Source organism: Burkholderia sp. MBR-1, from assembly GCF_013822785.1.
Classification (GTDB): Bacteria; Pseudomonadota; Gammaproteobacteria; order Burkholderiales; family Burkholderiaceae; genus Burkholderia; species Burkholderia vietnamiensis.
The window spans coordinates 2,531,162-2,550,459 of the sequence record NZ_CP053609.1 but is presented as its reverse complement, the minus strand read 5'-3'; the positions used below and the strand labels follow the sequence as shown (position 1 = coordinate 2,550,459).

13 protein-coding genes and 1 riboswitch are annotated in these 19,298 nt (G+C 70.3%); of the genes, 8 read left to right on the top strand and 5 right to left on the bottom strand.

Annotated elements, in window-relative coordinates:
* The first annotated feature begins 70 nt into the window (after positions 1-70).
* From recC to arfB, 4 genes are read left to right on the top strand one after another with little or no spacing between them, the layout of a single operon-like run.
* Positions 71-3,409, top strand: a complete 3,339-nt coding sequence (recC, locus tag MBR110_RS11680) for an exodeoxyribonuclease V subunit gamma (RefSeq protein WP_059735201.1) — start codon at positions 71-73, stop codon at positions 3,407-3,409.
* Positions 3,406-7,110: an exodeoxyribonuclease V subunit beta gene (gene recB / locus MBR110_RS11675; protein ID WP_181709078.1), complete on the top strand. Its 3,705-nt coding sequence runs from the start codon at positions 3,406-3,408 to the stop codon at positions 7,108-7,110. The genes recC and recB overlap by 4 nt, the downstream gene beginning before the upstream one ends.
* The gene (locus MBR110_RS11670; protein ID WP_176315617.1) at positions 7,107-9,431 is read left to right on the top strand and encodes an AAA family ATPase; all 2,325 of its coding nucleotides are present in this window, start codon (positions 7,107-7,109) and stop codon (positions 9,429-9,431) included. Before recB ends, MBR110_RS11670 begins: the two co-directional genes overlap by 4 nt.
* Positions 9,428-9,832, top strand: coding sequence for an alternative ribosome rescue aminoacyl-tRNA hydrolase ArfB (gene arfB / locus MBR110_RS11665; protein WP_011884080.1), 405 nt, complete (start codon positions 9,428-9,430; stop codon positions 9,830-9,832). Before MBR110_RS11670 ends, arfB begins: the two co-directional genes overlap by 4 nt.
* Before the next feature lie 24 nt (positions 9,833-9,856).
* On the opposite strand, the gene MBR110_RS11660 is transcribed toward arfB, so the two are convergent.
* From MBR110_RS11660 to thiC, 5 genes are all read right to left on the bottom strand, one after another.
* Complete coding sequence (locus MBR110_RS11660) at positions 9,857-11,149, bottom strand: sensor domain-containing phosphodiesterase (protein WP_181709077.1); 1,293 nt, start codon at positions 11,147-11,149, stop codon at positions 9,857-9,859.
* A 217-nt stretch (positions 11,150-11,366) separates the two neighbouring features.
* Entirely contained in the window at positions 11,367-12,293 is a 927-nt protein-coding gene (locus MBR110_RS11655) for a DMT family transporter (RefSeq protein WP_034193215.1), read from the bottom strand.
* Positions 12,294-12,422: 129 nt separating this feature from the next.
* On the bottom strand, positions 12,423-12,671 hold the full coding sequence (locus MBR110_RS11650) for a hypothetical protein (RefSeq protein WP_011884086.1): 249 nt from the start codon (positions 12,669-12,671) through the stop codon (positions 12,423-12,425).
* 211 nt (positions 12,672-12,882) lie between these two features.
* Positions 12,883-13,098: a glycine zipper 2TM domain-containing protein gene (locus MBR110_RS11645; RefSeq protein ID WP_034193216.1), complete on the bottom strand. Its 216-nt coding sequence runs from the start codon at positions 13,096-13,098 to the stop codon at positions 12,883-12,885.
* Between the two features lie 267 nt (positions 13,099-13,365).
* Positions 13,366-15,297 (bottom strand): phosphomethylpyrimidine synthase ThiC, encoded by a 1,932-nt coding sequence (gene thiC, locus MBR110_RS11640; RefSeq protein WP_011884090.1) that lies wholly within the window; start codon positions 15,295-15,297, stop codon positions 13,366-13,368.
* Between the two features lie 124 nt (positions 15,298-15,421).
* Positions 15,422-15,538: riboswitch (TPP riboswitch) on the bottom strand.
* A gap of 265 nt (positions 15,539-15,803) precedes the next feature.
* Here thiC and MBR110_RS11635 point away from each other — a divergent pair.
* The 4 genes from MBR110_RS11635 to MBR110_RS11620 all read left to right on the top strand — a co-directional run bounded on the left by MBR110_RS11635 (position 15,804) and on the right by MBR110_RS11620 (position 19,297).
* Positions 15,804-16,052 (top strand): pentapeptide MXKDX repeat protein, encoded by a 249-nt coding sequence (locus MBR110_RS11635; protein WP_034193219.1) that lies wholly within the window; start codon positions 15,804-15,806, stop codon positions 16,050-16,052.
* 144 nt (positions 16,053-16,196) lie between these two features.
* Complete coding sequence (locus tag MBR110_RS11630) at positions 16,197-16,829, top strand: cytochrome b/b6 domain-containing protein (protein ID WP_034193327.1); 633 nt, start codon at positions 16,197-16,199, stop codon at positions 16,827-16,829.
* 29 nt (positions 16,830-16,858) lie between these two features.
* On the top strand, positions 16,859-17,647 hold the full coding sequence (locus MBR110_RS11625) for a molybdopterin-dependent oxidoreductase (RefSeq protein ID WP_059668808.1): 789 nt from the start codon (positions 16,859-16,861) through the stop codon (positions 17,645-17,647).
* Positions 17,648-18,094: 447 nt separating this feature from the next.
* Positions 18,095-19,297 (top strand): EamA family transporter, encoded by a 1,203-nt coding sequence (locus MBR110_RS11620; protein ID WP_060043286.1) that lies wholly within the window; start codon positions 18,095-18,097, stop codon positions 19,295-19,297.
* The last annotated feature ends 1 nt before the right edge of the window (position 19,298 follow it).

Here is a 19,298-nt window from a genome sequence, read left to right as displayed (position 1 = left end):
CGCCCCTTTTGCTATCCTTGTCGCTCCTGTTCGCACGGCGTGGCCGACGCGACGCTCCGACACCCGCTTCATGCTCCATCTTTTCTACTCGAACCGTCACGAAACGCTGGCCGATGCGCTGCTCGAGGATCTGGCCGCGTTCCCGGCCCACAACGGCCCGTGGGCGTCGCAACAAGTGATCGTGCCGAGCGCGGCGTTGCGCCGCCGTCTCGAGCTCGACATCGCCGCGCGCCACGGCGTCTGCGCGAACGTCGAGTTCACGTATCTCGCGCAATGGCTGTGGGCGCAGATCGGTCGCGTGTTGACCGTGCCCGCGCGCTCGCCGTTCGCGCCCGATCGGCTCGTGTGGCGCTGCTACCGGCTGTTTGCGCAGGCTGCGGACGGTGCGCCGTGGTTCGCGTCGCCGCGGCTCGCGGCGTACCTGAGCGCGTCGGACGACGCGATGCGCTATGAGCTGGCGCAGCGTGTCGCGACCGTGCTCGACCACTACCTGACCTATCGGCCGGAATGGCTGGCGGCGTGGCAGGCCGGCGAATCGGTGCTCGCGGGCGATGCCGCACCGCGCGGCATCAGCGACGCGGCGCGCGACGACGAGCGCTGGCAGGCGGCGCTGTGGCGCGCGCTGCTCGCCGAGTTGAGCGACAGCGGCACGCCGCCGGCGCATCGCTTTCTCGTGGAGGCGCGCAATCTCGATGCCGAGACGGTCGAACGCGCCGAGTGGCCGGAATCGGTCTGCGTGTTCGCGCTGCCCACGATGCCGCCGCTGCACGTCGCGCTGCTGCGCGAGCTGTCGCGCTGGATCGACGTGCGCATTTACGCGCTCAATCCTTGTCGAGAATTCTGGTTCGACATCGTCACGGCCGCGCATGCGGAGGCGCTCGATGCGGCCGGGCGGCTCGACTATCAGGAGGTCGGCCATCCGCTGCTTGCGGAGTGGGGCCGTCAGACGCAGGCGCAGCTGCACATGCTGCACGAGCTGACCGAAAGCGCCGCGTCGGGCGATGCGTCGCGCTTCGTCGAGAACGCGGCGCCCAGCTGGCTCGCGCGCGTGCAGAACGCGATTCTCGGGCTGCAGCCCGAGGCCGAGCTCGGCGACGCGCCGGCCGAGCGCGGGATCGAGGTGCACGTGTGCCACAGCCTCGCGCGCCAGCTCGAGGTGTTGCACGATCGCCTGCTGGCATGGTTCGACGCCGACGCGACACTGCAGCCGTCCGACGTGCTGGTGGCGGTTGCCGATCTCGCGGCGGCCGGGCCGCTGATCGACGCCGTGTTCGGCACGGCGGGCGCCGGGGCGGCACGCGTGCCGTACCGGATCACCGGGCTGCCGCCGTCGCAGGCGAACCCGGTCGCGCGCGTGCTGCTCGAATGGCTCGCGTTGCCGGACCGGCAGGTCGGCGCGCCCGAGCTGGTCGAATGGTTGCGCGTCGACGCAGTCGCAGCCCGTTACGGCATCGACGCGGCCGCGCTGGAGACGGTGCAGACCTGGCTCGCGGCCGCGGGCGCGCGACGCGGGCTGTCGCCGGCGGTCAGCGACGATGCGGCGGTGCCCGCACCGCGCCATACGTTCGCCGATGCGCTCGCGCGCCTGTTCCTCGGCTATGCGATGCCCGAAGGCGCCGCGCCGATCGGCGCATGGCTGCCGATCGAGGCGGCCACGGGCAGCGAGGCCGAGCTGCTCGGCCGGCTGGCCCGCTTCACCGACGATCTCGACGGGTTCGCGCAGCGGCTTGCCGGTGCGCTCACGCCGCGCGCATGGAGCGAGCTGTTCGCCGATACGCTGGCGCGCTTCTTCGATTCGGGCGCCGCATATGCCGATGCGCTTGCCGGCGTGCGCGACGCGCTCGACGCGATGCTGGCCGCGATGACCGAAGGTGCGCCGGACGAGGCGCTGCCCGCTGCGGTCGTGCGGGCCGGGCTGGCCGCCGCGCTCGACGATCCGGCGCGTGGCGGGGTGCCGTGGGGCGGTGTGACGTTCTCGTCGCTGACGAGCTTGCGTGGGCTGCCGTACCGCGTGATATGTCTGCTCGGGATGGACGACGGCGTGCTGCCGAGCCTCGCGCGCGCCGACGAGTTCGACCTGATGGCCGTGCTGCCGAAGCTGGGCGACCGGCAGCGCCGCGACGACGAGCGCAATCTGTTCCTCGACCTGCTGCTCGCTGCGCGCGACCGGCTGCTGATCGCGTACACCGGCCGCAGCATCCGCGACAACGCGCCGTTGCCGCCCGCGGCGCTCGTCGACGAACTGCTCGATCACCTCGCGCTCGTCACGGCCGGCGCGGACGCCGCGCCGGATGCGGTCGACGCTGCGCGCCGTGCGTTCGTCGTCGAACATCCGCTGCAGCCGTTCGCGGCCGAGTATTTCCGGCCCGGCAGCGAACTCGCATCTTACGACGCCGAGCGCGCGACGCTGGCGTCGCTGCTCGCGGCCGAAGCCGCACGCGATGCGTCGCGGGAGCAGCCGTTCTTCGCGCAGCCGCTGGCGGCCGAGCCGGTCGAGCCGGTCGCATTCGGCGAATTCGAACGGTTCTGGCGTCATCCGGCTCGCGCGTTGTTGCGCGCGCGGCTCGGCATCGTGTTGTCCGACGCGCAGGCGGAATTGCTCGACACCGAGCCGTTCGCGCTCGACTTCGCCGGCAGCGACGCGCTCGCCGAGCGCCTGCTGCCGCTGCTGATCGAATCCGACGAGCGCGACGTGCACGATCACGCGTTGCGCATCGCCGACGCGAGCCCCGAACTGCCGGGCGGCGCGACGGGCGCCGTGTGGCGCGACCAGGCGCTCGGCTCGATGACGCAGCTCGCGTCGAACGTGCGTCGTGCGCTCGCCGAAGGCGTCGCGCGGCGGCCGTTCACGCTCACGATCGCGCCTGCATGGCCCGAAACCGCCGATGAACTGTTCGGCGTGCACGACGCGATGCTGTCGGCCGATGCGGTGAGCGCGCCGCTCGAGTTGCACGGCACGCTGAACCGGCTCACGCCGGCCGGTCAGGTGATCTATCGCTACGCACGCCCGAGCGCGCGGGATTACTTGTCGGCGTGGCTGGCGCACCTCGTCTACTGCGCGGTGGAGCCCGACGGGCCGCGCCGCTCGCTGTGGTTCGGCAGCGGCGGGGCATTCGAGCTCACGCCGGTCGCGGCGCCGCTCGAGCGGCTCGCGCCGCTCGCCGCGCTGTTTCGCGCGGGCCGGCGCATGCCGCTGCGCTTCTTTCCGCGCAGCGCATGGGCGTGCGTGTCCGACGGCGACGCGAAGGCCGCGAGCGTGTGGATCAACGAACGTGTGGCGAGCGAGGCGGACGATCCGGCCATCGCGATCGCGTGGCGCGGTGCGCACCCGTCTCTCGACGAGCCGTTCGGCACGCTCGCGCGGCTCGTATTCGAGCCGATGCTCGAACATCTGAAGGAGCTCGAATGAACGCCGCATCCAGATCGCCGGCGGCGCTCGAACTCGACGTGTTCGCATGCCCGCTCGACGGCGTCAACCAGATCGAGGCCTCGGCCGGTACCGGCAAGACGTGGAACATCTGCGCGCTCTACGTGCGGCTGCTGCTCGAAAAGGATCTCGGCGCGGACGAAATCCTCGTGGTGACGTTCACGAAGGCCGCGACCGCCGAACTCCACGAGCGCATTCGCGGCCGGCTGGCGCAACTCGCGCATGCGCTCGATACGGGCGACGACGGCGGCGACCCGTTCGTCGCACGACTGCTGGAGACGACGCTCGGCGAAGGCGGCGCGCTCGATCCCGACACGGCGGCGAAGCGGATCCGGCGCGCGCTTCGCGCGTTCGATCAGGCGGCCATCCACACGATCCACGCGTTCTGCCAGCGCGCGCTCCAGGAGGCGCCGTTCGCCGCCGCGATGCCGTTCGCATTCGACATGCAGGCCGACGATGCGGCGCTGCGCTTCGAACTGGCCGCCGACTTCTGGCGCACGCGCGTCGAACCGATGGCCGCCCGCTGGCCGCGCTTCGCGACGTGGCTCGTCGATTCGGGCGCGGGCCCGGCCGCGCTCGACGCGCAACTGGCGCGTCGGCTGAAGAAGCCGCTGGCCGCGCTGCGCTGGGACGGCGTCGCCGAGCCCGACGAGTCGGCGGAGGCCGCGGCCGCCGCCTGCTTCGAGCAGGCCGCACAAATGTGGGCCGACGAGCGCGATGCGATCGATGCGCTGCTGCGCGCCGCGCAGCCGGCGCTCAACCAGCGCTCGCACAAGCCCGAGGCGATCGCCGATGCGTTCGGTGCGTGGTCCGCGCACTTTGCGCAGCGTAATGCCGCGGCCGCGCTGCCGAAGGCCGCGCTCAGGCTCACGCGCACCGCGCTCGTGAAGGCGACCAAAAAAGGCGGCGCGACGCCCGAACATGCGTTCTTCGACGTGGCCGATGCGCTCGAGGCAGCGGTCGCGGCAGCCGACGCCGCGCAGCGCGCCCGCTGGCTCGCGCTGGTCGCCGACTGGCTCGACACCGCACCGGCAGAGCTGGCCGAACGCAAGCGCACGCGCCGGGTCGTGTCGTTCGACGATCTGCTCGCGAACCTGTATCAGGCGCTGCAGGCGCACCCGTGGCTCGGCGAGACGCTGCGTGCGCGCTATCCGGCCGCGCTGATCGACGAATTCCAGGATACCGACCCGCTGCAGTTCGCGATCTTCGACCGGATCTTCGCGCCGCGCGGTCCGCTGTTTCTCGTCGGCGATCCGAAGCAGGCGATCTACAGCTTCCGCGCGGCCGATCTGCACACTTATCTCGCCGCGCGCGCACGCGCGAGCGCGTGCTACACGCTCGCGGTCAACCAGCGTTCGACGCCGGCGATCGTCGACGCGTGCAACCGCTTCTTCATGTCGAATCCGCGCGCGTTCGTGCTCAACGGGCTCGACTATTACGCGGTGCGTGCCGGCACGCGCGTGCGGGCGCCGTTCATCGACGAGACAGATCCGGGTCCGGCCGGCGATTTCCGGATCTGGGCGTTGCCGGGCGGCGACGGCACACTGCACAAGCGCGAGGCGCAGGCACAGGCCGCGCAGGCGTGCGCGGCCGAGATTGCGCGGCTGATGCGCGGCGCGCGCGACGGGCACGCGCGGCTCGGCGATACGCCGCTGTCGCCGGGCGACATCGCGGTGCTGGTGCAGACGCACCGACAGGGCAGCCTCGTGAAGCGCGTGCTCGCCACCTGGGGCATCGGCAGCGTCGAGCTTGCGCAGGCATCGGTATTCTCGACGGGTGACGCGGAGCAGCTCGAGCGCGTGCTCGCGGCGATCGACGCGCCGGGCGACCTGCGGCGCTTGCGTGCCGCGCTCGCCGCCGACTGGTTCGGCCTCGATGCCGATGCGCTGTGGCGCATGGAGCAGGGCGATGGCGACGCATCGCGCGATGCGGCGGACGGCGCGGATGCGATGAGCTGGGTCGAGCGCTTCTCGCGTTACCGGCTGCTGTGGCGCGAGCGCGGCTTCGCGGTGATGTGGCGCACGTTCACGCGCGAGCTGCGGATCGCCGAGCGGCTGATGGCCGGCGCGGACGGCGAGCGCCGCGTGACCGACATCAACCATCTTGCCGAACTGACGCAGGCGCGCGCGTCCGCGCAGCCGGGCATCGCTCCGACGCTGCGCTGGCTCGCCGCGCAGCGGCTCGACGGCGGCGGCGAGGAGGCGCAGCTGCGTCTCGAATCCGACCGCAACCTCGTGCAGATCGTCACCGTCCACAAATCGAAGGGCCTCGAATACGCGGTCGTGTTCTGTCCGTTCCTGAACGACGGCGGGCTACGCGAGCCGCCGACGTCGGCGCTGCCCGACGCACGCGAGTATCACGACGACGCAGGCGATGCGGTGCTGCATTACGGATGCGACGACGAAGCCGCCGCGCACGCGGCGCGGCAGGTTTTGCGCGAGCAGGCGGCGGAGCGCGCGCGGCTCGTCTACGTGGCGCTCACGCGCGCCGTCTATCGCTGCTATCTGGTCGCCGGGCCGTATCTGTCGTCGCGCTCGACGCGCGAGGCGCGCCGCGGCGTGCTCAACTGGCTCGTGGCCGGCGCGGGCCGCTCGTTCGACGCGTGGCTCGACGAGCCGCCCGACGAGGCGGAACTCGGCGCAGCATGGCAGGCGCTCGCGGGTGGGCCGCTCAGCGTGGCGCCGTTGCCGGTGCCCGCGCGCCGCGAACGCGTGGCGGCCGGCCATGACGACTCGCAAGCGCTGGCGGCGCGCCGCGCGACGCGCATGTTGCGCGACGCGTGGCGCATCGCGAGTTTCAGTTCGCTGACCGCGTCGATGGCGCGCGAGGAAGCGGGCGTCGCGAGCGTGCCGGACGACGAGTTGCGCCCCGATCACGATGCACTTGCCGCGGTGAGTGTGGACCTCGCGCTCGTCGGTGCCGACACGGCCGTGTCGGCGCCGCCCGACGACGACATCCTGACGTTTCCGCGCGGCGCTGCGGCGGGCGAGTGCCTGCACCGCTTGTTCGAACTGAGTCGCTTCATCGAGCCCGATTCGTGGCTCCAGGCCGCGCTCGGCGCGTTGCACGACCGGCCGGTCGAGGCCGAGCCCGACCTCGCGGTGCGGCTGCCGGCGATGATGGTGCGGCTCGTCGACGACGTCGTGCACACGGAACTCGTGCCGGGCATGCGGCTCGCGGATCTCGATCCGGCCAGGCGGCTCGACGAAATGGGCTTCCTGTTTCCGGCGCCGTCGCTCGAGCTTGGCGCCTTGCGCCGGCTGCTGGTCGCGCACGGCTATCCGGACGTCGCGCTGGAGGCCGGTGCGCTCGCGGGCTTCATCAAGGGTTTCATCGACATGATCGTCGAACACGACGGGCGCTTCTGGATCGTCGACTGGAAGTCGAACCACCTCGGCAATACGCCGGACGCGTACGGCCCGCGCGCGCTCGACGCTGCGATGGCCGATCACGCATATCACCTGCAGGCGCTGCTCTATACGGTCGCGCTGCATCGTTACCTGCGCGCGCGCTTGCCCGATTACGACTACGACACGCATATGGCCGGCTACCTGTATCTGTTCGTGCGCGGCGTGCGGCCCGGCTGGCGCAGCGCCGGCATGCCGGCCGGCGTCCATGCGGGGCGGCCGACCCGCGAACTCGTCGACGCGCTCGACCGGATGATGGAAGGGGGCCGCGCATGAACGCGTCCGACGACACGCTCGAATTCACCGGTGGCCTGGTTGCGCGCCTGCCCGAGCCGGCGGATTTCGGCATAGCGCTGGCCGAGGGTTTCGCGCGCCGCATCGGCGAGTTGTCGCGTCGCGCGGGCGCGCCGGCCGCGGCTGCGCGCTGGGCCGCGCGCGCCGCGTTCGCGGCGAGCCGCGCGACGGCGGGCGGCCATGTGTGCGTCGCGCTCGGCGCGCTCGCGCATCGCTACGATGAGCCCGTCGACGACGTGCGCGCGGCGCTGGCAGCGAGCGGGCTGGTTGCCTATGGCACGCTCGCGCGCGGTGACGAGCGGCCGCTGATCGTCGACCGGCACGACCGGCTGTATCTGTCGCGCTATTTCGATTACGAGCGGCGTCTCGCCGAGGCGCTGGTGGCCCAGGCCGACGCGGCCGCACCGGACGACGCGCTGTCTTCCGAGCGCTTGCGTGCGAGCCTCGCGCGTTACTTCGGACCGGCGACCGGCGAGGTCGACTGGCAGCGCGTCGCGGCGATCGTCGCGCTCACCGGACGCGTGACGATCGTCAGCGGCGGGCCGGGCACCGGCAAGACGACGACCGTGGTCGGCGTGCTCGCTTGTCTGCTCGATGCGCAGCCGGGGCTTCGCATCGCGCTGGCCGCGCCTACCGGCAAGGCCGCGCAGCGGATGCAGGAAGCGCTGCACGCGCGCTCGGGCGATCTCCCGCCGGAGCTGGCGGCGCGCCTGCCCGAGACGTCGTATACGCTGCATCGCCTGCTGGGCGGCGGCGGGTCGACGGGCTTCCGGCATCATCGCGACAATCCGTTGCCGTACGACCTGATCGTGGTCGACGAGGCGTCGATGATCGACGTCGCGCTCGCCGCGCATCTGCTCGACGCGCTCGCACCGGGCGCGCGGCTCGTGCTGCTCGGCGACAAGGACCAGCTCGCGGCCGTCGAGGCCGGCGCCGTATTCGCGGAGCTCAGCGCGCGGCCGACCTTCAGTGCCGCTGCGCGCACGCGCATCGCGGCGGCGCTCGGCATCGACGAAGCCGCGTTTGCTGCGGCGTTGCCGGTGCCGGACGGCGATGCGGCGAATGCGGTTGCTGCTGTGGCTCCGGTTTCGACTTCAGCTCCCGCTCCCGCTCCCGCTCCAGACCGAACCGTTCCGCATGCTGCCGCGAGTACCGCACGCAAGCCGTCGACGCGGCGAAGTGCGGATCCGCGACAGGCGTCGTTGTTCGACGACGCGCCGCAGGCCGAAGCGGATGTGCCTGATCCGGCCGTCCCGTCTGCGGCGTCCGCACCGTCTGGCGGGCCAACTGCCACCGAACGCCCGATCGGCGATCCCGCATGGATCGAGGCCGACGAACTCGCGTGGCTCGACGCGGTGGAGCTTGCGCCATTCGAACCGGGCGGCGCTGAAACGGCGGCGCTCGCATCGGCCGCCGCATCGCTCGCGGCCGGTGCCGACGCCGTGCCGCCCGCGCTCGCCCCCGCGCCGCTGGCCGACTGCGTCGTGTGGCTCGAACGCAACTACCGCTTCGGCCTCGATTCGCCGATCGGACGGCTGTCGCTCGCAATCCGTCGCGGCGACGTTCAGGCCGCGCTCGATGCGTTGCCCGTCGACGATACGGCCGCCGCGTCGTTCCATGACGACGCCGGCGACACGCTCGCGCCGTCCACCGTCGAGCGGCTTGCACGTCGGTTCGGCGCGTACCTCGCTGCGTTGCGCACCGCGTTGTCCGAGACGGTACCCGATCCGCTGCCGCTGTTCGATGCGCTCAACCGTTTCCGGATCCTGTGCGCGACGCGCACGGGCTCGCGCGGCGCCGAGCACGTCAACGCGCTGGTGGCCGCGCATGTGCGGCAGGCGGCGCGCGTGCCGCTCGCGGTCGGCGCGCACTGGTTCACCGGGCGGCCGATCATGGTGACGCGCAACGATTACGCGCTCGGGCTGTTCAACGGCGACATCGGCATCGCGTTGCCTGACGCGCAGGGCGTGCTGCGCGTATGGTTCCGGCGCGCGGACGGCACCGCGCGCGCGGTGTCGCCGGCCGCGTTGCCGCCGCACGAAACGGCATTCGCGCTGACGGTCCACAAGTCGCAGGGGTCGGAATTCGACGAGGCCGCACTGGTGCTGCCGGCGTCGTTCGGCCGCGTGCTGACGCGCGAGCTCGTCTATACGGCCGTCACGCGCGCACGGACGCGCGTGCAGGTGATCGGCCCGCGGCGCGTGCTGGCGCAGGCGGTTGCGACGCGCACGCAGCGCGACTCGGGGCTGGCGGCCCGCGTCGACGAGGCGCTCGCGCGCCGCCGCACGGAGACGTCACGATGATGATCCGCTACACGCTCGATCCGGCCGACGTCGAATGGACGGCCGTGCGCGCGCAGGGCGCAGGCGGCCAGAACGTGAACAAGGTGTCGAGCGCGATACACCTGCGTTTCGATATCCGCGCGTCGTCGCTGCCGCCGGTGCTCAAGGAGCGGCTGCTCGCGCTGTCCGACCAGCGCATCACGCGCGACGGCATCGTCGTGATCAAGTCGCAGGAGTACCGCACCCAGGAGAAAAACCGCGAGGCGGCGCTCGCGCGGCTCGACGCGCTGATCGGCAGCGTCGCGTTCACGCCGCGCGCGCGGGTCGCGACGCGGCCGACGCGCGCATCGAAGGAGCGGCGCCTCGAACACAAGTCGCGCCGCAGCGTCGTGAAATCGGGAAGAGGGAAGGTGATCGACTGATGAAATGCAGCGCCCCAGCTCCCCCTACCGCATCACCGTGCCCGCGCGGTCGAGCACGAAATCGACGCAGAACACCACGAGACGGCCTTCCGCGCGAATCGCGACGGCTGCCGTATAGCAGTCGCGGCCTTCGGTCAGCGAGAAATGCGGGCCCATCAGCGCAACGCGGCCCGGCGCGGCGATCGCGCGCTGGAAGTACGGGCGCCGCGACCAGTTGCTGTGCGTTTCCGGGAACAGCGGCGACAGCCGCGTGCCGACAGCCTGACCGGCGTCGACGCGCGCGCCGATCGACGGCACAAACTGTTCGCCGATCTCGTCCGTGACGAACACGCGCCGCGCCGCCGGCACCGTGAACACGCGCTGCGCGGCTTCCTCCAGGCTGCCGCTCGCCGCGAACGTCGCCGCCCCGGTGAGCACCAGCCGCTCGATCGCATCGAAGCCGGGCTGCCCGTCGCTGGCGGGCCGATGCCGCTGCGCGATGAAACGCCGCCATGCGGCGTCGAGCAGCGCGGGCGCCGCCGCGCTCGCTTGCGCGATCGACGCATCCGGCTGGCCGAACCAGAAGCCCTGCACGAAATCGATGTCGGCTTCCATCAGCGTCTGCAGCGCGTCGTCGCTTTCGACGCCTTCGGCGAGCACCATCGCGCCGGCCTGATGCAGCATCGACACCAGGTGATACATGATGCGCCGGTCGTCGGCCGACGAATTCGCGCGCTCGACCAGCGAGCGGTCGAGCTTCACGATATCGGGCCGCGCGCGCCACACGCGGTCGAAATTCGAGAACCCAGTGCCGAAATCGTCGATCGCGATCAGGAAGTCGCGGTGCTGGATCATGTCGATCGTGCGGGCGAGCGCATCTTCGTCGCGCGCCGCCTGCTCGACGACTTCGAGCACGATGCGGTTCGGTGGCAATCCGAAATGCCGGCACAGCGCATCGACGAAACCGCGCTGCACGAGGCCCGAATCGAGCACGCGCGGCGTCACGTTCAGAAACAGCCAGCCGTCGCCGATGCGTTGCGCGACGAAGTTGGCCGTATGCAGGCAGCGCGCGAGCCGGTCGAGCAGCAGCACGTCGGCCGCCGCGCGCGTGCGGTCGAAGAGCGCCGCCGGCGACCTCAGCGCGCCATTTTCGTCGACGACGCGCAGCAGCGCTTCGTAGCCGACCACGCGCTTGTGCGTGATCGACAGCACCGGCTGGAACACGCTGCGCAGCGTCGTGTCGCGGTAGGTTGCCACCCAGCCGCCGGGCGTCGGCGTCAGGCGTTCGAGCAGGGAGTCGAGCGAGAGTTCGCGGGGGAGGTCGCGGGCGGGCTTCATGGCGAAGACGCCCTGCGGCGATCGGCGAGACGGTCTCGTGCGCGCCGCGCCGAAACCGTCGCACGCGCGGGTGGACGCAAAAGAACGCGGTGCATCGTAACCGCCTTGTGCGGATGAGTGCTGCGAGTGTAACGGCAAGCGCGCGACGTGCGTATCAGGGAAACTCCAGACGCAAACGCTACACCGGCGCGCGGCGCAGGCGTCAGCCGCACGCCGCTCAGGCCGCCTCGCCGCCGCGCGGGCCGAAGCCCGGAATCCGTCTGATCACGCCGGTCGCGAGCGCGGTGCCGACGAGCACGATCGCGCAGCCCTCGATCATCACGATCGACACGCGTTCGCCGAGGAACAGCGCACCCCACAGCAGGCCGAAGACGGGAATCACGAACGTCACCGTGATCGCACGGGCCGGACCGATGTGCGCGATCAGGTAAAAGAAGATGAAATACGCGACGCCGGTGCAGGCGATGCCGAGCGCGAGTACCGCGCCCCACGCATGGACGCCGATCGCCGCGGCAGGCCACGTCGCGATCGCGAACGGCACCAGCAGCACCGTCGAGCCGATCATGCTGCCGGTCGCGTTGACGAGCGGATCGACGCCGCTGAGCTTGCGCTTCGTGTAGTTGGCCGCGATGCCGTACAGCAGCGTCGCGCCGAGCGCGGCTGCCGCGGCCAGCACGGTGGCGGTGGCGCCGGTCGCGCCGCGCGCGCTGGCGACCTGATCCCACACGAGCGTCAGCACGCCGGCAAAACCGATCACGAGGCCGAGCGCGCGCGGCAACGACAGTTTGTCCTTCAGCCACAGGTACGCGACGAGCGCGCCCCACAGCGGCGTCGTCGCGTTGATCACCGACGTCACGCCGGCCGACAGTGTCAATTCCGCAAACGCGAACAGGCAGAACGGCGCGCCCGAGTTCAGCACGCCGACGACGAACAACGGCCACGCATGCCGGCGCAACCGCGCGCCGAGATCGGCGGGCTTGAAGCGCGTCAGCGCGAGTCCCGTGAGGAACAGCGCTCCGATGCCCACGCGCAACGCCATCAGCGGCGCGACGCCGAATTCGGCGACGCCGATCCGGATGAAGAGGAACGACGCACCCCACAGGGCAGCGAGGACGGTCAGCAGAAGGGCGTTCTTGGGCGACATCGGGCGGCCGGCGAGAGGAGGAATGCGGTGGATGTTACACCGCAGGATCGCGCGTTCGTTTCACGATCGGATGAAACGACAAGAAACGGGACCTCGGCGCGCGCGCCCGCCCGGCCGCGCCGCGGTGCATCAATGGTGGCGCCAGCCGCCGCGGCCGCCGAAGCCGAAGTTCAGCGACACGGCCGGCCCCCAGTAACCGCCCCACGCCGGCCCGTAGACGGGCGCCGGATAGTAGTACGCGGGGTTGGGCGCGACATACACGGGCGCCGGCTGCACCGGCGCGGCCGCGTAATAACCGGACGAATAGTAGCCGTAAGGGTAGTAGCAACCGGCGAGGGCTGCGCATGCGAGCGCCGTGGCGACGAGGGTCCTGGTCATGATGTTTCTCCGGCGGGAGCCGATGCTTCAGCTTAGCCCGCACGGCGACGCATCGGCGAGCAAAAGGGTAACGGCGCGTTTCCGGGGGCATCGCCGCGCAATGTGCCAATGCGTGCCCGCCAATGCGAAACGGCGTTTCCGCATCGCGGAAACGCCGTTTCGCCCAAGCCGCCGCGCGCGGCGGCGACCTGGAATGAGCCTGAGCGTACGCTTACTTGCCGACCTGGTTGCCGATCAGGCCGCCAGCTGCCGCGCCGCCGAGCGTCGACAGCGCGTTGCCGCCGATCGCCGCGCCGGCCACACCGCCGACGCCTGCGCCAATCGCCGTATCGCGCTGACGGCGCGTCATCGAATCGCAGGCCGACAGGCTCGCCACCGTCGCGACGAGGAGCGCGCATACCCCAAAACGCCGAATCGAGTTACGCATGATCGTTGTCCTTGTGGTAGTGGAGGGAGGTCGCACGACCGTATCGAGGCTGTGCATATGGCCAATCTACCCGCCGTCCCGTCATGCTGCTGTAAGGACTTGTTAAGGCTCGGGCGCTTTCGTAATGAATTGTTTCTCGCCCGCGGGCAGGCATGCGCGATGCGACGAACGCGCAAAACAAAGCCCGCTCGAAAGCGGGCTCGTGCAGGCGTCGGCAGACGTGTGCGGGGCCGCGGCCCGTGCGAGCCGCGGCCTCCGCATGTCCGCTTACTGGCGGTGATAGATCTCCGCGCCGGTCTTCACGAACTCGACTGCCTTGACTTCCATGCCCTTCTGCAGCGCCTCGGTTTCCGACACGCCCTGTTGCGCGGCGAACTCGCGCACGTCCTGCGTGATCTTCATCGAGCAGAAGTGCGGCCCGCACATCGAGCAGAAATGCGCGACCTTCGCCGAATCCTTCGGCAGCGTTTCGTCGTGGAATTCGCGCGCCTTGTCCGGATCGAGGCCGATGTTGAACTGGTCTTCCCAGCGGAACTCGAAGCGCGCCTTCGACAGCGCGTTGTCGCGCACCTGCGCGCCCGGGTGACCCTTGGCGAGGTCGGCGGCGTGCGCGGCGAGCTTGTACGTGATGATTCCTTCCTTCACGTCGTCCTTGTTCGGCAGCCCGAGGTGCTCCTTCGGCGTCACGTAGCACAGCATCGCGGTGCCGAACCAGCCGATCATCGCGGCGCCGATGCCCGACGTGATGTGGTCGTAGCCCGGCGCGATGTCGGTGGTCAGCGGCCCGAGCGTGTAGAACGGCGCTTCCTTGCACCAGTCGAGCTGCAGGTCCATGTTCTCCTTGATCAGCTGCATCGGCACGTGGCCGGGGCCTTCGATCATCACCTGCACGTCGTGCTTCCACGCGATCTGCGTGAGCTCGCCGAGCGTCTTCAGCTCGCCGAGCTGCGCTTCGTCGTTCGCGTCGTAGATCGAGCCGGGGCGCAGGCCGTCGCCGAGCGAGAAGCTCACGTCGTACGCCTTCATGATCTCGCAGATCTCTTCGAAGTGTTCGTACAGGAAGCTTTCCTTGTGGTGCGCGAGGCACCACTTCGCCATGATCGAGCCGCCGCGCGACACGATGCCCGTCATCCGGTTCGCGGTGAGCGGCACGTACTGCAGCCGCACGCCCGCATGGATCGTGAAGTAGTCGACGCCTTGCTCGGCCTGCTCGATCAGCGTGTCGCGGAAGATTTCCCACGTGAGGTCCTCGGCCTTGCCGTTGACCTTCTCCAGCGCCTGGTAGATCGGCACCGTGCCGATCGGCACCGGGCTGTTGCGGATGATCCACTCGCGCGTTTCATGGATGTGCTTGCCGGTCGACAGGTCCATCACCGTGTCGCCGCCCCAGCGGATCGCCCACGTCATCTTGTCGACTTCCTCGCCGATCGACGACGTGACGGCCGAGTTGCCGATGTTCGCGTTGATCTTCACGAGGAAGTTGCGGCCGATGATCATCGGCTCCGATTCCGGGTGGTTGATGTTCGCCGGAATGATCGCGCGGCCGCGTGCGACTTCGTCGCGCACGAACTCGGGCGTGATCTCGGCGAGCGCGTTCGCGCCGAAGGCCGCGGCGCCGAACGCCTGGCCCGGGTGCTGGCGGCCCATCATCGCGGCGAGCTTCGCGCCGTTCGGGCCGCTCGCCTTCAGATTCTCGAGATACTCGGCGCGGCGCTGGTTCTCGCGGATCGCGATGTATTCCATTTCCGGCGTGATGATGCCCTGACGCGCGTAGTGCATCTGCGTGACGTTCTTGCCCGCCTGCGCGCGGCGCGGATTGCGGTGCAGGCCGGGGAAGCGCAGGTCGGCGGTGGCCGGGTCGGCCGCGCGCTCGCGGCCGTAGCCGCTCGACAGGCCGTCGAGCACTTCGGTGTCGCCGCGCGCTTCGATCCAGCGCTGGCGCAGCGCGGGCAGGCCCGCGCGGATGTCGATCTTCGCGTCGGGGTCGGTGTACGGGCCCGACGTGTCGTACACGTAGATCGGCGGATTCTTTTCGCCGCCGAAGCCGGTCGGGGTGTCGGCCTGAGTGATTTCACGCATCGGCACGCGGATGTCGGGCTGCGAACCGGTTACGTAAACCTTGCGCGAATTCGGCAGCGGGGCGACGGCAGCGGCGTCGACGTGGGCGTCGGCGGACAGAAACTTCGGATTGGCGTTCATGCAATCTCCTGTGTGAGCGCCGGGCAGGCGCTTCTGCGCAGGCCCGGAGCCCTTGACGAATGTGGGGCTCGAGCTAAGCAGGAGACGACGCTTGGTGAGGCGGCGGATTTCGTCAGGAGGATGGCGGCGAAATCCGTACGCTTCCCTGCGCTGGCATTATCCAGATCAGGTTCAAAGGGTATTTCTCACCCGCAATGCCGGTTGTTTGACCGGGCGCATTGCAGGACCCCCGCGTTAGCAGCGCACAAGATACACCGGCTTCGCGGCGGTTTCAACCGGCAGCCGGACGCCGCCGCGGTGCGCCGCAGCATGGCCGCCGCCGCGAGCGCCCGCGCGGCCGGCAGCACACCGCGCCGCCGCAGCGCGTTCGCGCGTCGCGCACGGGTGCGAAGCGGTGCAACATCGCGCGCGTTTGCGCGGCCCCAAAAAAATTTCGCGGCGGCTGTCATTTCCGGCGGCGTCGTTCGTCTATTCGGCTCCTCGAACCCATGTTGTGGAGAAATCTGATGAAAAACGTACTGATCGCCGCCTGTGTCGCCGCTTTCGCCGCGCTTGCAACGAGCGCTTACGCGCAGAACGACGCGATGTCGCAGGGCGCGTCGTCGATGTCGAAGGACGCAATGGGCCACGATGCGATGAAGAAGGACGGCATGAAGAAGGACGCGATGAAAAAGCACGACGCGATGAAGCCGGATGCGATGTCGCACGATGCGATGGGCAAGGCGTCGGGCGACAAGATGGCGCCGTCGAACTGACGCAGCCGTACGGGCGCGTGGCCGCCGCGTGCGCAGCACGCCGGCCGGTTGCGCGTCGCGCTGCGCTGCGCGTGTCGTGGCGTGGCGCATCGTGCCGCGTCGTGCCCGTCCGCATCGACGCGGACGCTATCCGGAGTGTTCATCATGCCAACCCTTCCCGCCATCGGCCACGCGGCGGCCCCGCGCCCCGCGCGCCCGATTCATCCGCTGTGGGTGCGCGTGAGCCACTGGCTCAATGCGCTCGCGGCGATCCTGATGGTGCTGTCCGGCTGGCGCATCTACGATGCGTCGCCGATCTATCCGCCGTTCGTGTTCGCGCACGGCATCACGCTGGGTGGCTGGCTCGGCGGCGCGCTGCAATGGCATTTCGCGGCGATGTGGCTGCTCGTCGGCAACGGGCTGTTCTACCTGACGATGTCGATCTCGACCGGACGCGTCGCGCGCAAGATGCTGCCCGTCACGCCGCGCGCGGTGTGGCGCGACCTGGGCGCCGCGTTGCGCGGCCGGCTCGCGCACGACGACCCGAGCGTCTACAACGCGGTGCAGCGTGCGGCCTACCTGTTCGCGATCGCCGATCTGATTTTGCTCGTGCTGTCCGGGCTGACGATCTGGAAGTCGGTGCAGTTTCCGCTGCTGCGCGCATCGTTCGGCGGCTACGACAACGCACGCATCGTGCATTTCTGGGCGATGACGCTGCTCGTCGCGTTCGTCGTCGTGCACGTCGCGATGGCGTTGCGCGTGCCGCGCTCGCTGCTCGCGATGCTGCGCGGACGCTGATTCGTCTGCTCACGATCGAGGAACTCATCATGTCCGAATCCGAATCCCCCGGCGAGCGCCGGCCGTGGACGCTCGACCGCCAGTCGCTCGCGCTCGACGTGCGGCGCGAGCTCGAAATGCCCTCCCGGCGCCTGTTCAACCGGCGCATCCTGACGCTCGGCGGCCTGACGATGCTGAGCGGCTGCACGCTGCACGACGACGCGTCGGTGAACACGTTTCTCGAGCAGGTGTCGCGCATCAACGATCGCGTGCAGGCGTGGCTGTTCAGCGGCGAGCGGCTCGCGCCGACCTATACCGAGGCCGACATCACGCGGCCGTTCCCGTTCAATGCGTACTACGGCATCGACGAGGTGCCGCACGTCGATGCGTCGACCTACCGGCTCGTGCTGTCCGGCCGCGTGACCGGCAAGCGCATATGGACGCTCGACGAGCTGCGCGCGCTGCCGCATGCGGAGCAGATCACGCGGCACATCTGCGTCGAAGGATGGAGCGCGATCGGCCGCTGGGGCGGCACGCCGTTCGGCGCGTTCCTCGCGCGCGCGGGCGCCGATACGCACGCGAAGTACGTCGGCTTCAAATGTGCGGACGACTACTACGAGAGCATCGACATGCCGACCGCGCTGCACCCGCAGACGCTGCTCGCGTTCGACTACGACGGCCGCCGCCTGCCGCCGGAATTCGGTTTCCCGATGAAGCTGCGGATGCCGACCAAGCTCGGCTACAAGAATCCGAAGCACATCATGGAGATCTTCGTGACCGACACCTATCCGGGCGGCTACTGGGTCGACCAGGGCTACAACTGGTTCGGCGGATCGTGAGCGGCGGGGCGGTGCGGGGCGGGGCGGTGTGTCACGGCGGCGCACCGCGCGCGATGGTGGGCGATGGTGCGTGATGGTGGGCGGCGTCGCGCAGCGGCCGCCCCAGCCAACCGTCGACACACGCCCGACCTACCGGCACCGTCGCACCCTACCTGCGCCGCGGCCCGCAAATGTCGCGCCGAAACGTCAGTCGACATCCTTTCGACCGGGCCGGGCGATCCTTTCGAATCCTTGATGCCATAATGCCGGGCATGCGCGCACGATGCCGTGCGCGCACATCTTGTCCGACCCTCTGCCGCCGCTTGCCGGTTCCTATTCGTCGCCGTTCGCACTGTCATGTCGTTCCGCACGCTCGTCCCCGCTTCCCCGGTCCCGTCTGGGCCGCTTGCCGGTTGCTCCGGCGTCTTGCAGCGGAGCGCGCCACCTGCTGTGCGGGCGGGCTGAACGATGACGCCACTCGACCGTCTGCTGGATTTCCTCGCCGGGCTGCCCCGACTGCCATTGCGCATCCGCCTGCCGCAAAGCCGCGGCGGCCGCGTCGCACTGGCGCTGGTTTTCATCTACTTCGTCTGGGGCTCGACCTACAGCGGCCTGCATTTCGCGCTGCAGTCGTTTCCGCCGCTGCTGCTGTCGGGCCTGCGCAACCTGCTCGGCGGCATCGGGCTGTTCGTGTTCGCGCTGCGCCGCAAGCCCGCGCGGCCGACGCTCGTCGAAGTCCGCAACTCGGCGATCGTCGGCACCATGCTGGTCGCGCTGTCGTCCGGCACGATCGCGCTGGGGATGCGCACCGTCAGCAGCGGCTCGGCCGCGGTGATGGTCGCGACGGTGCCGCTGTTCGCCACCGTGATCGCGGCGGTCGCCGGGCGCCCGGTCGCGCGAGGCGAGTGGGCGGCCGTCGCGCTCGGGATGGTCGGCATCGTCGTGCTGAACTCGGGCGGCGGCGGCGCCGCCAACTCGGCGCTCGGCACCATCTGCGTGCTGGCCGGCGCGCTGTTCTGGGCAGGCGGCGCGCATCTCGCGACACGGCTGAAGCTGCCGTCCGACCTGTTCCTGTCGACGTCGCTGCAGATCGGCCTCGGCGGCCTGATGTCGACGCTCGCCGCCTGGCTGATGGGCGAGCGCATCGAGCAGCTGTCGGCCGGGCCGGTGTTCGCGTTCGTCTACCTGATGGTGTTCTGCACGATGGCCGCGTATGTCGCGTACGGCTATCTGATTCGCCATACGAGCCCGATCATCGCGAGCAGCTGCATGTACGTGAATCCGATCGTCGCGGTCGCGCTGGGCGCGCTGATGCTCGGCGAACCGGTCACCACGGCGACCGTCGTCGCGACGGTCGCGATTCTCGGCAGCGTCGGGCTGTCGTTCGTGTTCGATCCGGCGCGCCGGCCGGCGGCCGATGCTGCGCCGGCCATGTCGTCGGCCATGTCGTCGGCCACGTCGCCGGCCGCCGTCGAGCTGCAAGCCGGCGCTGCCGCCGCGCCGGATCAGCCGGCGATGCCCGAGCCCGCGCCGATCCTCGCGCCGTCGGCCGTGCCGCTGGGGGTGCCGGCGCCGGGCGCCGTCGTCGATCCGGCCGCGGTGGTCGAGCCCGCGTCGGTGTTCGCCGTGCCGCCCGCCGACCAGCCGGCCGCCTCGCGTGCCGACGCGTGAC

Bases quoted from the DNA above. Each gene is read 5' to 3' on its own strand.
- MBR110_RS11655 (WP_034193215.1), bottom strand. From the start codon at position 12,293: ATGTCGCCCAAGAACGCCCTTCTGCTGACCGTCCTCGCTGCCCTGTGG.
- MBR110_RS11620 (WP_060043286.1), top strand. From the start codon at position 18,095: ATGACGCCACTCGACCGTCTGCTGGATTTCCTCGCCGGGCTGCCCCGA.
- recC (WP_059735201.1), top strand. From the start codon at position 71: ATGCTCCATCTTTTCTACTCGAACCGTCACGAAACGCTGGCCGATGCG.
- MBR110_RS11625 (WP_059668808.1), top strand. From the start codon at position 16,859: ATGTCCGAATCCGAATCCCCCGGCGAGCGCCGGCCGTGGACGCTCGAC.
- arfB (WP_011884080.1), top strand. From the start codon at position 9,428: ATGATGATCCGCTACACGCTCGATCCGGCCGACGTCGAATGGACGGCC.
- recB (WP_181709078.1), top strand. From the start codon at position 3,406: ATGAACGCCGCATCCAGATCGCCGGCGGCGCTCGAACTCGACGTGTTC.
- MBR110_RS11650 (WP_011884086.1), bottom strand. From the start codon at position 12,671: ATGACCAGGACCCTCGTCGCCACGGCGCTCGCATGCGCAGCCCTCGCC.
- MBR110_RS11630 (WP_034193327.1), top strand. From the start codon at position 16,197: ATGCCAACCCTTCCCGCCATCGGCCACGCGGCGGCCCCGCGCCCCGCG.
- thiC (WP_011884090.1), bottom strand. From the start codon at position 15,297: ATGAACGCCAATCCGAAGTTTCTGTCCGCCGACGCCCACGTCGACGCC.
- MBR110_RS11660 (WP_181709077.1), bottom strand. From the start codon at position 11,149: ATGAAGCCCGCCCGCGACCTCCCCCGCGAACTCTCGCTCGACTCCCTG.
- MBR110_RS11645 (WP_034193216.1), bottom strand. From the start codon at position 13,098: ATGCGTAACTCGATTCGGCGTTTTGGGGTATGCGCGCTCCTCGTCGCG.
- MBR110_RS11670 (WP_176315617.1), top strand. From the start codon at position 7,107: ATGAACGCGTCCGACGACACGCTCGAATTCACCGGTGGCCTGGTTGCG.
- MBR110_RS11635 (WP_034193219.1), top strand. From the start codon at position 15,804: ATGAAAAACGTACTGATCGCCGCCTGTGTCGCCGCTTTCGCCGCGCTT.